This window comes from Mesorhizobium zhangyense (genome assembly GCF_011045115.1).
Lineage (GTDB): Bacteria > Pseudomonadota > Alphaproteobacteria > Rhizobiales > Rhizobiaceae > Mesorhizobium_M > Mesorhizobium_M zhangyense.
The window spans coordinates 57,959-71,726 of record NZ_JAAKZG010000015.1; the positions used below are offsets into that span (position 1 = coordinate 57,959).

The 13,768-nt window shown below is 61.8% G+C and carries 14 protein-coding genes and 1 tRNA gene; 9 read left to right on the forward strand and 6 right to left on the reverse strand.

The window, feature by feature from the left end; all coding sequences use genetic code 11:
- Positions 1–55: 55 nt before the first annotated feature.
- Entirely contained in the window at positions 56–1,441 is a 1,386-nt protein-coding gene (ehuR, locus tag G6N74_RS25320; RefSeq protein ID WP_165120786.1) for a MocR-like ectoine utilization transcription factor EhuR, read from the reverse strand.
- A gap of 93 nt (positions 1,442–1,534) precedes the next feature.
- Here ehuR and G6N74_RS25325 point away from each other — a divergent pair, with 93 nt between their 5' ends.
- The 6 genes from G6N74_RS25325 (at position 1,535) to radC (ending at position 8,136) form a co-directional block, all read left to right on the forward strand.
- On the forward strand, positions 1,535–2,023 hold the full coding sequence (locus G6N74_RS25325; protein WP_165120838.1) for an Lrp/AsnC family transcriptional regulator: 489 nt from the start codon (positions 1,535–1,537) through the stop codon (positions 2,021–2,023).
- A 119-nt stretch (positions 2,024–2,142) separates the two neighbouring features.
- Positions 2,143–3,636 (forward strand): NAD-dependent succinate-semialdehyde dehydrogenase, encoded by a 1,494-nt coding sequence (locus G6N74_RS25330; protein ID WP_165120787.1) that lies wholly within the window; start codon positions 2,143–2,145, stop codon positions 3,634–3,636.
- 24 nt (positions 3,637–3,660) lie between these two features.
- Positions 3,661–5,040, forward strand: coding sequence for an aspartate aminotransferase family protein (locus G6N74_RS25335; RefSeq protein WP_165120788.1), 1,380 nt, complete (start codon positions 3,661–3,663; stop codon positions 5,038–5,040).
- 215 nt (positions 5,041–5,255) lie between these two features.
- Positions 5,256–6,350, forward strand: coding sequence for an alcohol dehydrogenase family protein (locus tag G6N74_RS25340; protein WP_246245935.1), 1,095 nt, complete (start codon positions 5,256–5,258; stop codon positions 6,348–6,350).
- 149 nt (positions 6,351–6,499) lie between these two features.
- Positions 6,500–7,327 (forward strand): type I methionyl aminopeptidase, encoded by an 828-nt coding sequence (map, locus tag G6N74_RS25345; RefSeq protein WP_165120789.1) that lies wholly within the window; start codon positions 6,500–6,502, stop codon positions 7,325–7,327.
- A gap of 53 nt (positions 7,328–7,380) precedes the next feature.
- Positions 7,381–8,136, forward strand: coding sequence for a RadC family protein (radC, locus tag G6N74_RS25350; protein ID WP_165120790.1), 756 nt, complete (start codon positions 7,381–7,383; stop codon positions 8,134–8,136).
- A gap of 12 nt (positions 8,137–8,148) precedes the next feature.
- Here the strand turns inward: radC and G6N74_RS25355 are convergent, their stop codons facing one another.
- The 3 genes from G6N74_RS25355 to tig form a co-directional block, all read right to left on the reverse strand.
- The gene (locus tag G6N74_RS25355) at positions 8,149–8,676 is read right to left on the reverse strand and encodes a hypothetical protein (RefSeq protein WP_165120791.1); all 528 of its coding nucleotides are present in this window, start codon (positions 8,674–8,676) and stop codon (positions 8,149–8,151) included.
- Positions 8,677–8,841: 165 nt separating this feature from the next.
- Positions 8,842–9,312 (reverse strand): hypothetical protein, encoded by a 471-nt coding sequence (locus tag G6N74_RS25360; protein WP_165120792.1) that lies wholly within the window; start codon positions 9,310–9,312, stop codon positions 8,842–8,844.
- A gap of 80 nt (positions 9,313–9,392) precedes the next feature.
- Positions 9,393–10,883 carry a trigger factor gene (gene tig / locus G6N74_RS25365; RefSeq protein WP_165120840.1) on the reverse strand — a complete coding sequence of 497 codons (1,491 nt, stop codon included), beginning with the start codon at positions 10,881–10,883 and terminating at the stop codon, positions 9,393–9,395.
- A gap of 347 nt (positions 10,884–11,230) precedes the next feature.
- Between tig and G6N74_RS25370 the strand changes: the two genes are divergently transcribed.
- A tRNA-Leu gene (locus G6N74_RS25370) sits at positions 11,231–11,315 on the forward strand.
- A gap of 19 nt (positions 11,316–11,334) precedes the next feature.
- Here the strand turns inward: G6N74_RS25370 and G6N74_RS25375 are convergent.
- Both G6N74_RS25375 and G6N74_RS25380 read right to left on the reverse strand, forming a co-directional pair.
- Positions 11,335–11,916: a GDYXXLXY domain-containing protein gene (locus G6N74_RS25375; protein WP_165120793.1), complete on the reverse strand. Its 582-nt coding sequence runs from the start codon at positions 11,914–11,916 to the stop codon at positions 11,335–11,337.
- Positions 11,916–13,031 (reverse strand): DUF2157 domain-containing protein, encoded by a 1,116-nt coding sequence (locus tag G6N74_RS25380; RefSeq protein ID WP_165120794.1) that lies wholly within the window; start codon positions 13,029–13,031, stop codon positions 11,916–11,918. The genes G6N74_RS25375 and G6N74_RS25380 overlap by 1 nt, the downstream gene beginning before the upstream one ends.
- 237 nt (positions 13,032–13,268) lie before the next feature.
- Between G6N74_RS25380 and G6N74_RS25385 the strand changes: the two genes are divergently transcribed.
- Positions 13,269–13,409: a DUF1127 domain-containing protein gene (locus tag G6N74_RS25385; RefSeq protein ID WP_165120795.1), complete on the forward strand. Its 141-nt coding sequence runs from the start codon at positions 13,269–13,271 to the stop codon at positions 13,407–13,409.
- Positions 13,410–13,472: 63 nt separating this feature from the next.
- The gene (locus G6N74_RS25390; RefSeq protein WP_091918858.1) at positions 13,473–13,613 is read left to right on the forward strand and encodes a DUF1127 domain-containing protein; all 141 of its coding nucleotides are present in this window, start codon (positions 13,473–13,475) and stop codon (positions 13,611–13,613) included.
- Positions 13,614–13,768: the final 155 nt, after the last annotated feature.

Genomic DNA, 13,768 nt, shown 5'->3' on the forward strand with positions numbered 1-13,768 from the left:
ATAAAATAATATCATGACAATTTTTCGAAATATGCTGGATTTCGAGACGTTTTGCCTAAATGGCGAGCAAGAGCAGTTCAGGGTCGCCGAGCAATAACTTGGCTACCACGCCCAACCCTGCCCGCAATTCGCCCTCGGTCGTGGAGCCGAGCGAGATGCGCACTGCCGGTTGCCACTCGCCTTGCGAGATGCGGAAGGAAACGCCAGGCGCGATGGCAACGCCTTGCAGCCGCGCCTGCGAAACGAACCCTTCCTCCGTGCGCTGGTCGGGCAGCGGCAGCCAGATGTGCAGGCTGTCGCGATGCGCCAGATAGCCGACGCCACCGAGCATTTCTGTTGCGATCTCATGACGGCGGCGTAAGGCCTCGCGCTGCCAGCGGACCAGTTCCATGGCCGTTCCGTCCGCCACCCAGCGCGAGGCGATCTCGACCACCATAGGCGTCGCCATCCAGTTCGAGACGAGGTGACGGTTGGCCACGGCCGCGACATAGCGGTCCGGCGCGACCAGATAGCCGACGCGCAGGCCGGGCACGACGATCTTGGTGAAACTGGTGACGTAAAGCGTGCGTTCGGGTGCGAAATAGGCCATCGGCGGCGCGCGATCCTGCACCAGCGGGCCGAGCACGTCGTTCTCGATGATCGCGATATCGTGCCTCCGCGCGACCTCGGCGATTTGCGAGCGCCGCACCGAACCCATCAACGTCGCCGTCGGATTGATGACGGAAGGTTGCACGAAAACGGCCCGTATCGGCGATTTCCGGCAGGCTTCGTCGAGCGCTTCGGGGATCATGCCCTCGTCGTCAATCGCCAGCCCTTCCAGGTCGAAACCGAGATAGGTGGCAAGCGGTATCAGCGTATGGTGGCCGATCGCCTCGGTGGCGACGATCGAACCGGGCGGCGCGACACTCATCAGCGCAACCGTCATGCCGGCGGTTGCGCCATTGGTGATGCTGATATTCTGCGGCGAAACCTCCAGCCCGCAGCCCCGCAGCCAGTCCGCGGCAATGGCGCGATGACGCGGGAAGACCACGTTGGGGCGGAACGAAAGGGCTGCGCTCGACGTCAAATTCTCCGAAAGCCAGCCCAGCGCCTGCTTCATCTTTTCGAGATGCATCGGCTCGCATACGGGTTTCAGGATCGACAGGTCGATCACCTCTCCAAGCCGTTCCGGCAGATAGGGCGGGTCCGGTTCCTTGCGCTGCGTCTGGACAAAACTGCCGCGCCCGATCTCGCCCGAGATCAGCCCGCGCCGTATAAGCTCCTCATAGGCGCGGCTGACGGTCTGGACCGAGAGTTTCAGGTCGTCGGCCATGCGCCTGTGCGTCGGCAATCGTGCCCCGCTTTCCAGGCGTCCATCATGGATCGCCCGCGCAATCTGTTCGGCAAGCGAAAGATAGGCGGGGCGGCGAATGAGAGCAGGATCCGGGCGCCAGAATGTCATGATTTATATGAGACCATAATCAGTGCAATTGACAATCGAAAAAATGCGCGGTCATGGTCCATCGACGGAATTCACAGGCAAGCCATGTCCTCGATAAAACTCGATCCGATCGATCTGCGCATTCTCGATGCGATCCAGCGCGACGGGCGCATCACCAAGCTGGCGCTTGCCGAGCGGGTCGGGCTGTCGCCGACGCCATGCTGGATGCGGCTGCGAAAACTGGAAAAAGTCGGCATCGTCACCGGCTATCACGCCCGTCTCGCCATGCGGCTGGTGGCGCCCGTCGCCACGGTGCTGATGGAGGTGACGCTCGGCGCGCACCGGCAGGCGGATTTCGACCGTTTCGAACGCGCGATCCGCGACATTCCCGAAATCGTCGCCTGCTGGTCGGTCGGCGGCGGCGTCGACTATGTGCTGAAGGTCATGGCGCGCGACATCGACGCCTATCAGCGACTGGTCGATGGCCTGCTGGAGCGCGAGCTCGGCATCGACCGTTATTTCACCTACATCGTCATCAAGACAGTGAAGGAAGAGACCGCGCTGCCGCTCGAGGAATTGCTGCCGCCGGACGCCAAGCAATAGTCGATCTATCCGGCAACGAGCCACACGCTAGACAATCTCTCTCCTGGCGTCCCCCGGAAAAGTCTCTTTCTCCGGTTCGTCACGCCTACCCTCCGGGTGAACAACTTCGGAGGAACCCGATGCCCGCCCAATTCGCTCGCGCCCATCGACAGGATGCCCTCGACCGGCTCGCCGACCGCCGCCTGCTGCGCGAACTCGCCTATGTCGACGGACACTGGACGGCTGCCGAAACCGGCCAGACCTTCGAAGTGCGCAATCCCTCGAATGGTGAGACCTTCGCCTGGGTTGCATCGCTGGATGCCGTGCAGACCTCGCAGGCAATCGATGCCGCTGCGCGCGCCCTGCCCGCTTGGCGCTTGCTCCTGCCGCAGCAGCGTTCGGCGATCTTGCGAAAATGGTTCGAACTGATCATCGCGGCTAAGGAAGATCTCGCGCTGATCATGACGCTGGAACAGGGCAAGCCGCTCGCCGAATCCCTCGGCGAAATCGACTATGCGGCATCCTTCATCGAGTGGTACGCCGAGGAGGCAAAGCGCCTCAACGCCGAAAGCGTAACCAGCCACTTACCAAATGCCGAGATGATCGTTCGCCGCGAGGCGCTTGGCGTCGTCGGTGTCGTCACGCCTTGGAACTTCCCGTCGGCAATGCTGACCCGCAAGGCCGCCGCAGCACTCGCCGCCGGCTGCACCATCGTCGTGCACCCCTCCTCCGAGACACCGCTTTCGGCTCTCGCGCTGGCCGAGCTTGGCGAGCGCGCCGGCCTGCCAGCCGGCGTGTTCAACATCGTCACCGGCAATGCCGCGACCATCGTCGGCAGGCTGTGCGAGGATGCGCGGGTTCGCGCGCTCAGCTTCACCGGCTCGACCGAGATCGGCCGGTTGATCGCCGCCCAATGCGCCCCGACGATGAAGCGCCTCGTCATGGAACTCGGCGGCCACGCGCCGTTGATCGTCTTCGATGATGCCGATCTGGATCGCGCCGTGAAGATCGCCATCGACGGCAAATTCGCGACCTCCGGTCAGGATTGCCTCGCCGCCAACCGCATCTATGTGCAGCGCTCCATCTATGACGCCTTCTGCGCCAAATTCGCCGAGCGCATTGCCACGCTAAAGGTCGGAGACGGCCTGACCGACGGCGTCGACATCGGCCCGCTGATGCATGAGCGCGCCATCGCCAAGGTCGAGGAACAGGTCGCAGATGCCATAAAACGCGGCGCGCGCTGCCTGACCGGCGGCAAGCGCCTTGAGGCCGGCGCACTGTTCTACCAGCCGACACTGCTCGCCGACCTCACCGACAATGCGCTCATCATGCGCGAGGAAACTTTTGGACCGGTCGCTGCCGTCACGCCCTTCGACACGGAGGATGAAGTGATCGCCCGCGCCAATGATACCGAATACGGCCTTGTCGCCTATGTCGTCACCGAAAACAGCGCTCGCCAGCTGCGGCTAGGCCGCGCACTGGAATACGGCATGGTCGCCATCAACCGTGTAAAGATCACCGGCGCGCCGATCCCCTTCGGTGGCGTCAAACAGTCCGGCCTCGGCCGCGAAGGCTCCCGCCACGGGCTGGAGGCCTTTACCGAACTCAAATATCTCTGCCTCGACGCAGCCTGAAACAATCACGCAAGGAAAACTGCCATGCTCGAACAGTCGAACGAACTCGCCGCCTGGGATCGCGATCACTTCTTCCATCCCTCGACCCATATGGGCACCCATGCGCGCGGTGAATCGCCCCAGCGCGTGATTGCCGGCGGCGAAGGCGTCTACATCACCGACACCACGGGCAAGCGCAGCCTCGATGCCTTTGCCGGGCTCTATTGCGTCAATGTCGGTTATGGCCGCCAGAAGATCGCCGACGCGATCGCCGAGCAGGCCAAGAACCTCGCTTATTATCACGCCTATGTCGGCCACGGCACCGAGGCTTCGATCCGGCTTTCCAAGATGATCATCGACCGCGCCCCCGCCGGCATGAGCCGCGTCTATTTCGGCCTCTCCGGCTCGGATGCCAACGAAACCAACATCAAGCTGATCTGGTACTACAACAACGTGCTCGGCCGGCCGGAGAAGAAGAAGATCATCTCGCGCTGGCGCGGCTATCACGGCTCCGGCGTCATGACCGGCTCGCTCACGGGGCTGGATCTTTTCCACAATGCCTTCGACCTGCCGCGCGCGCCGATCCTGCACACCGAAGCGCCATACTATTTCCGCCGCGCCGACCGCGGACAAAGCGAGGAGCAGTTCTCGCAGCATTGCGCCGACAAGCTCGAGGAAATGATTTTGGCCGAAGGACCGGATACCGTTGCCGCCTTCATCGGCGAGCCGATCCTCGGCACCGGCGGCATCGTGCCGCCGCCCGCCGGCTACTGGCAGAAGATCCAGGCAGTGTTGAAGAAATACGACATCCTGCTGGTTGCCGATGAGGTCGTCACCGGTTTCGGCCGCCTCGGCACCATGTTCGGTTCCGACCATTACGGCATGAAGCCCGACCTCATTACCATCGCCAAAGGCCTGACCTCGGCCTATGCGCCGCTGTCGGGCGTCATCGTCGCGGACAAGATGTGGCAGGTGCTCGTCCAGGGTTCCGACAAGCTCGGCTCGCTCGGCCACGGCTGGACCTATTCGGCGCATCCGATCTGTGTTGCGGCCGGCGTTGCCAATCTCGAACTCATCGATGAACTCGATCTGGTGACGAATGCCGGCGAAACCGGCGCCTATTTCCGCAAGGGCCTCACGGAAACGCTGGCCGGGCACAAGCATGTCGGCGAGGTGCGCGGCGACGGCATGCTGGCGGCGGTGGAATTCGTCGCCGACAAGGACGACCGGGTGTTCTTCGACGCATCGCAGAAGATCGGCCCACAGGTCGCAACCGCCCTTGCCGAGCGCGGCGTCATCGGCCGCGCCATGCCGCAGGGCGACATCCTCGGCTTTGCGCCGCCGCTGTGCCTGACGCGGGAAGAGGCAGATACGGTTATCGCTGCCGCTGCGGATGCGGTGAAGAGCGTGTTTGCGAATAACTAGTTCTTGAAAGATTGGCGCTGCCCCTCACCTGCCTGCCGGCATCAACCGGGGTCGAGCCACGGGTCTCGACCCGTCCTTCGGACCCCCGGATAGTGACGGGAGAGGAAGGCTGGCCGCAACATCGACGCCTCCCCCTTCTCCCCGTCACTATACGGGGAGAAGGTCCCGGCAGGGGGATGAGGGGCAGCGCAACCGCCAATCAGGAAAGCATCAACATGCCCACCACCCCCTCCCTCCCCGCCACCATGCGCGCCGTGCTGCTCACCGGCCACGGCGGCCCTGAAAAGCTGGTCTATCGCGAAGATGTGCCCGTTCCCGCCCCCGCTCCCGGCGAAGTGCTGATCGAGGTCACCGCCTGCGGCATGAACAACACCGACGTCTGGGTCCGTCAGGGCGCATACGGCACCGAGGAGGATGCCGGCGCGGTTTCCACCTGGCGCCGGCAGGGCAACACGCTGACCTTCCCGCGCATCCAGGGAACCGACAGCGTCGGCAGGATCGTGGCGGTCGGTGAAGGCGTTTCGCCATCGCGCATCGGCGAACGCGTCATGGTCGATTTCTCGATCTACAATCGCGACGACGATAGCCTCGCCGACATCGATTATATGGGCCACGGCCGTGATGGCGGTTACGCTGAATATCAGGCGCTGCCGGCTGAAAACGCCCATGTGGTCAATACTGCCCTCACCGACATCGAACTCGCCACCTTCTGCTGCGCCTATCTCACCGGCGAACAGATGCTGGAGCGCGCCGGCCTGAAGGCTGGCGAGCGGGTGCTGGTCACCGGCGCGTCGGGCGGAGTCGGCTCCGGCATCGTCCAGCTTGCCCGCGCCCGCGGCGCCATCCCCTACGCGATCGTCGGCGGCGGCAAGGAACAGGCGGTCAAGGATATCGGCGCGGAAGCCGTCATCACGCGCGGCGCGCCCGACCTGATCGCGGCGGTGCACGAGGCGACCGGCGGTCAACCCATCGACGTGGTTGCCGATCTCGTCGGCGGCGCGATCTTCAATGATCTCCTGCGCATCCTGCGCCCGGAAGGCCGCTACACCACGGCCGGTGCGATTGCCGGCCCGGTCGTGCAACTCGACCTGCGCACCATGTATCTCAAGCAGCTTCAGCTTCACGGCTCATCGCAAGGCACGCGCGGCGATTTCCGGCGCATCGTGCGCTACATCGAACAGGGCGTGATCAAGCCGCTGGTCGGCGGCGTCTACAGGCTCTCCGACTTCCACCACGCGCAGGCCGATTTCGTCGCCAAGGATTTCGTCGGCAAGCTGGTCGTCGTTCCCGACGCGAAAGCCGACTTTTGACGCAAATTCCAGCCGGAATTGGCCGGTTTGCCTGCGTCTTTCGGCCATTCCCACCCGGTTGGGGCTTGAAGCCGGCGCAATCCGGTGTCACATCAGGGGCTTACGCGGCCGATGCTTCTTCGGCCATCCGCAAGCTCTAGGTTCTATCGATGGTCACCTATCTGGACGCCGCAACGGCCCCGACACGAAACACCGGACAGATCCGCCTTTACGGCGCGGAGGCGTTCGAGGGCATGCGCAAGGCCTGCAACCTCACGGCGCGCTGCCTGGACGAGTTGGCATCGATGGTCGAGCCCGGACTGACCACAAACGCCATCGACCGCTTCGTCTTCGAATTCGGCATGGACAATGGCGCCCTGCCCGCCACGCTGAACTATCGTGGCTACACGAAATCCACCTGCACCTCGATCAATCACGTCGTCTGCCACGGCATTCCCGACGACAAGCCGCTGCGTGACGGCGATATCGTCAACATCGACGTGACCTATATTCTCGACGGCTGGCACGGCGATTCCAGCCGCATGTACCCGGTCGGCACCATCAAGCGCGCCGCCGAGCGCCTGCTCGAAGTCACCCATGACTGCCTTATGCGCGGCATTGCCGCGGTTCGTCCGGGCGCACGCACCGGCGCGATCGGCGCCGCCATCCAGACTTTTGCCGAGGCAGAACGCTGCTCGGTCGTACGCGACTTCTGCGGCCACGGCGTCGGCCAACTCTTTCACGATGCGCCGAACATCCTGCATTACGGCAGCGTCAACGAAGGCGTAGAGATGCGCGAAGGCATGATCTTCACCATCGAGCCGATGATCAATCTCGGCCGGCCGCATGTGAAGGTGCTCTCCGACGGCTGGACCGCCGTCACCCGCGACCGCTCGCTGTCAGCGCAGTATGAGCATACCGTAGGCGTCACCGCCAATGGCTGCGAAATTTTCACGCTGTCGCCCGCAGGACTCGACCGGCCCGGTTTGTCTTCCTAATATTCCCCCGGGGCTTGCCGCATCTTGCGGCTTGCATGCGGGGAATGCTGGGCATGATCGACGACCGGGAGGACGAACGCGGTTTCTTTGCCGAGCAGCCGCCGAGACCTTTGAAACCCGCCAAGCCTGCCGACGAAAAGCCGCATTATCTCGGCCATCGCCAGCGCTTGCGTGAACGGTTTCGCGAAGCGGGTCCATCGGCCCTTTCCGACTATGAAATACTGGAGCTTCTGCTGTTCCGCTCCATTCCGCGCGCGGACACGAAGGAACGCGCCAAGTCGCTGCTGAAGCGGTTCGGTTCGCTGGCGGAAGTTCTCGGCGCACCAGAGAATCTGCTGCGCGAAGTCGAGGATATCGGCGAAGGTGCTGCGATGGACCTGAAGATCGTCGCCGCTGCCGCCCAACGCATGGCGCGCGGTGAAATCAAGGGCCGCGAAGTTCTATCTTCATGGAGCCAGGTGCTGGAATACTGCCGCGCCGCCATGGCATTCGAGGAGCGCGAGCAGTTCCGCATCCTGTTTCTCGACAAGAAGAACGCGCTGATCGCCGACGAGGTGCAGCAGACCGGCACGGTCGACCACACGCCGGTCTATCCGCGCGAGGTGGTGAAACGGGCGCTGGAACTATCCGCGACGGCTATTGTGCTGATCCACAACCATCCCTCCGGCGACCCGACCCCGTCGCGGGCCGATATCGACATGACCAAGCTGATCATCGAATCGGCCAAGCCGCTCGGCATTGCCGTGCACGATCACATCATCATCGGCAAGAAGGGTCATGCCAGCATGAAAGGCCTGCTGCTGATCTGACGATCCGCACGCTTACGGCAGCGGCACGCCGCAGGACGCGGCAATCTTCGTCAGGGCGTCCCTGATCCCGGTAAGGTTGAAGTCGGCCTCGCCGTTGCCCGACAGAAAGCTGATGCGCCAGACCGCCCGAAACCGGCTAGCGCCCAGAAGGCGGGCAACAGCCGCATCGCCGTCCGTGTAAAAACTGCGGTTCTGGAAGCCAAGCGTCCATTGCTCGGAAAACGCGCTACCGTCGATGCGCAGTTCGAGATCGATCGCCTGCCGCCTGGAAAGCGACTCCCTAAGCTGGATCGACTGCGTCCAACCGGGGTTCGCGCCTGCACGGCAACCGATCGTGAAGACCGGGTGATACTCGATGACGCGCGAGGAATCCGTGCTCATCGTGTTGGTAGAGAACACCGATGCCGTGAACTGGCCATTGCTGCCGTTGCCAAAACGCCATCCATCCGCCAGTTGCGCTCGCGCGGTGGTGGCCGCAAGCGCCCAAACAGTGATGAAAAGCATAAAAAGCAGGATTTTCGCAGTTGCGCGTGACGTCATACTTTCCCGTCCCGGAACCATTGGAATGCAATAGCGGCGAATGCAGCGGCAATTTAGTAGTGCGACGTTCGAGCGTGAACAAGCGCCTGGACGTCTGACGGCTGCGGAATGATTGCATAGCAATCACGCGGATTCCAGCCGCATCAAATTTGTAAAGGTGGGTCTCTATGCGGCTGCGAAGTCAGCGCGCGTGTCCATGTAGGCTGACGGACTTGGCTCGCTTTTCATCATCGCCTTTCGCCAAGCCTCTTGCTCAGCGTTTATCAGACCTAGTTCCCAAACACAGGCGATAACAGGCCTTTTGACCGTATCCATTGGCTCGGAGGCAGAATACAGCTTCCGATAGATGTGCTGACAAAGCACCGAACCCTGTATCCACCAGTGAGCCGAGATGGAAACGCCGAGTTCGCCAGGATGGATGATCACAAAGCCCATGCCATTGTCATCACCCTCCTCCGCCACACGCGGCAGAACGTCCTGTCGCACAAATGACTGCGCCAGGGTTACCGTGGCTTGGTCGATCTTCCTGTTATCTGCGACAAGGCCATAGATTTTAAGCTTGAGATCGCCAATGTCCCATCGGCCCAAATTCGAAACGCCGCGAGGACGATAGATCTCGATTGTTTCAGAACTCATTGGTTCCATTCCATTCAGCTCAAAAGCAAAAAGGCCGCTGTCTTACCAGCGGCCTTTTCAAAACGTCCCGGAGCGTCGCCTTATTCGGCGTCGGCTTCCTTGGCCTTCTTCTTGGGAGCAGTCTTCTTCTTCGGCTCTTCGGCAGCAGCCTCGTCGCCGGCCTTGTCATCAGCCTTCTTGGCGGACGCCTTCTTGGCTTTCTTTTCCGGCTTGGCGGCGCCTTCGGCGTCGTCCTCGTCGTCGGCCATCAGCTCTTCCTTGCTGACCTTCTGGTCGGTGACGGAGATCTGGGTCAGCAGATGGTCGATGACCTTCTCTTCGAACAGCGGCGCGCGCAGGGTCGTCAGCGCGTTGGCGTTGTTACGGTAGAAATCGAAGACTTCCTGCTGCTGGTTGGCCGGGTAGCGGCGAACGAACTCGAACAGAGCGCGCTGCAGTTCCTCGTCCGACACCTGCACGCCGGCCTTCTCGCCGATTTCGGCCAGAACCAGGCCGAGACGCACGCGGCGCTCTGCAAGACGCAGATACTCGGCGCGGGCTTCCTCTTCCGTCGTCTCTTCGTCGGCAAAGGTGCGGCCGGCGGCTTCGAGATCGCGGTGGACCTGGTTCCAGATGTTTTCGAACTCGGCGTCGACGAGCTTGGACGGCGCTTCGAAGCTGTAGCTCTCGTCGAGCTGGTCGAGAAGCTGGCGCTTGACCTTCTGGCGCGTCATCGTGCCGAACTGACTTTCGATCTGGCCGCGGACGATCTCGCGCAGGCGCTCGAGCGATTCGAGGCCAAGGCTCTTGGCGGTCTCGTCGTTGATCTCGAGGTCGCCGGGCTTGCCGACTTCCTTGACGGTGACGTCGAAGGTGGCTTCCTTGCCGGCCAGTTCAGGCGCGTTGTAGTTTTCCGGGAAGGTCACGGTGACGAGCTTCTCGTCGCCGGCCTTGGCGCCGACCAACTGATCTTCGAAGCCCGGGATGAATTCCTTGGAGCCGAGCACCAGCGGCTGGTCGTTGCCGGTGCCGCCGTTGAAGGGCGTGCCATCAATCTTGCCGACATAGTCGATCGTGACGCGGTCGCCTTCTGCAGCCTTGCCGGTCTTGGGCTCATAGGTGCGCGACGATTCGGCGATGCGCTTGACCTGATCATCGATCTCGCCTTCCGGCACGTCGAAGACCTGGCGGGTCACGGCGATCTTGGAGAAATCCTTGATCTCGATGGCCGGGATGATTTCGTAGGAAAGCTGGAACTCGAAATCCGCGCCGCCGGCGAGGATCTTTTCGGCTTCCTTCTCGTCCTCGGTCATGGTGACTTCGGGCTGCATGGCAGCCTTTTCGCCACGATCGGAGATGATGGTGCGCGTCGAGTTCGACAGGATCTCGTTGACGACCTCGGCCATGAACGACTTGCCATAGACCTTGCGCAGGTGCTGCATCGGCACTTTTCCGGGACGGAAGCCGTTGATACGGACCTTGTTCTTGGCGTCCGAAAGCCGCTCGACGAGCTTGGCTTCCATATCGCCGGCCGGCACGGTCACCTTGATTTCGCGCTTAAGACCGGAATTGAGTGTTTCGGTAACCTGCATCATAAAACCTTTGTTTTCACGAAAGCGGCTGAACAAACGGCGTCCTGCCGCTCAGCCTGCCGGAATTCTCGTGCCGGGGGTATTCTTTGGGCGGGTGAAGCAATTCAACCGAGGTGGCTTGCGCCACCGGCGGAAAGTGCTGTCAGTCCATTCCAAGAATGTGGGTAAGTCTTTGTATTTCCTGCTTCTTACCACATTCGTCCGAAGCGGACCTTTATAACCCGTCACATTTGACACGCCTTTTGTCATACACGGACTGATTTTTCAACTCTCTTCGCACGTAAGCCGGTTCATCGTTCAATCGCGACATTGACAGAATGATGGCCACGTGAGATTGCGGGCGTAATGCGGATGTGGCGGAACTGGTAGACGCCCTGGATTTAGGTTCCAGTGCCGAGAGGCGTGTAGGTTCGACTCCTATCATCCGCACCAGTTTTCCAGCGGCCTTGCTTCAATAAAGCGGCTCTGCATACAACTTTGTCTCCCCGTCCATCAGCGCCTTGATCTGCGGCGTGCCGTCCTTCGCGACCGCCGCGAGAATACCAAAATTGCGCACGCGCATGTCGCGCTCGATCGCCAGCCCCTCGCCTTCAGGCAGATAAAACCGCTCGATGCCGTAGTCGACGCGAAGGGTGGCGTTCTCGTCCATCGTCCAGCTGGACGAAACCTCGCCGCGCAGTTCCACTTCGCCATCCGTTGGCGGCGTAGCCGGTGCCTTGCCGAGCGACGCCGAAGTCGCGCGCCAGAAACCGTCGGCGTCCTTTTTGACGCGCACGAAGATTGGACCTGCCGCTGTCCACGACTGGCCGGCGGGGGCGTTGGCAACCATCTTCGCCGGAATGTTTGAGATATCATAGCCGAGCCGGACGTAATCGCCGCGCAGCAGGTCGCGCGGATCGACCGGTTCCACCTTGAGCAGCACTTCCTGCCCGTTGCGCAGGATCGCGGCGCGTGACGCGATGATCCACGACAGGAAGCCGACCTGGACGAGAGCCAGCACGAGCGCGGATATAAGAAGCCTGTTCTTCGGCATTACGCGGCTCCCTTCTGCTCGAGCAGCTTGTTCTTGACGCGCTTCTCGACCCTGATGATGAACAGCGCGATGATGCCGAGCACGATGCCCGAGGCGAGGAACAGGCCCGCCGTGTCGAGCATCGTGCCCAACATGACGACATAGACGAAACAAAGCTCCAGACCGAAGCCGGCATAGGCGACCCAGCGAAGCATGCGGCTTTCGCGCCCGGCCAGCAGCAGTGCGGCGGCGATGCCGGCAAAGGTCACGAGCGCCGCGACAGCCAGGCCCGGCGTCTTGTCGACCATTTCAGCCTGCACCAGCGCCAGTCCGGTCAGGAAGCCAATGAGGCAGTGCACCGGCAACCTTCCGCCGAGTTGCACGATCTTCTCGACGGGATCGCGCAGATAGACCGCTGCCGCAAACAATGCCGCCGAGACGATCGCCATGGCAGTGCCGATGGCTGCGACGTCGTCGTAATGCACCGCCAGCAAGCCGCCATATAATATGAGTGACAACAGCATCAGGTGACGCGCGGTGCGGCTGTCCGTCCAGTAGGAGACCAGCCAGAGCACGACAGCGATGGCCAGATAGAAGAACGGAAACCGGCCGCTGTCCCAATATTCGACCTGGCTCAGCACCATCCAGGCGATCGCAATTCCAGCGGCGGCTATTGTGAGCGGGCCGGAGCGCAATGCGGCAGCCGCCAGCGCCGTCCCAAGACACCAGGTCATCACGGCTGAGGCCTCGTCGCCTGAGAGATGATACATTTGCCCGATCAGCGCGATCGAGCCGCCGAAGCTTGCGGCCGCTATCAGCCACAGCGCTTCGGCAATGGCGTCGCTGCCGCGCAGCTTGAGCGCCGCGCCGCCGACATATCCGCCCAGGATGATCGCAAACAGGCAGGCGACGCGAACCAGGCGCGGTATCGCCTCCCAGTTCGAAGCGACCAGAAGCAGGATCGCTGCACCCAGCAGCAAGGCCGCCATGACTGCGAGGATAAAGCCGAAACTGAACAGGTTGCTTTCATTCGCCTCGACATCACGCGAAAGCGCCTCGGCAGTCGGGGCGTCGATCAGATCCCTCTCCAGCCAACGGCCGATGTCCCGCTTCACCCGTGACGAATAACCAGCCAATGCAATTCTCCCATTGCTGCCCGCGACGAAAAGACCGCCGAACAAACCCTTGTTGTCATGGCTTTTTTAAGATTTGGCCACATTTGCGCCGCAGCCACTAAAATCGATTAATGCTGCAATGCACAAAACGCATTGCTGCCATGCGCCGATAGCACTTTTAAAATGTAACAGCCGGACATATTTAGGCTTCGTAAACAGCGATAAAGAAAACGAACCAAAGACGAAACGAGCACTACGATGAACCTGATCCGCAACTACCGCAACTGGCGCCGCTACCGGGACACCGTCACCGAGCTGAGCCGCCTTTCGAACCGCGAACTGACTGACCTCGGCATCAGCCGCAGCGACATTCCTTTCGTTGCCCGCAAGGCCGCCTAACTGATTTCGAGGCCGATCGTGGCCTCGGCACTACCAAGACGTAAAGAAAGCAAGAAAAAAGAAATGAACATCCTTCGCAACTACCGCAACTGGCGCCGCTACCGGGAAACCGTTTCCGAGCTGAGCCGCCTTTCGAACCGTGAGCTCTCGGACCTCGGCATCAACCGCGCCGAAATCCAGTCGGTCGCTCGCCGCTCGATCTAACAGGAATTTCGTCGGCGCCTACCTCCTCCCAGGTTCCGATGAATACAGTCAGCCTTCACCTCCTCCCGATCGCTGACTGGCCAAAACGACACCCGCCGCACCTCCTCCCGCGGCGGGTGTTGTCTCCCGAAAGCCTCCGCAGGCTTTAAACAGCG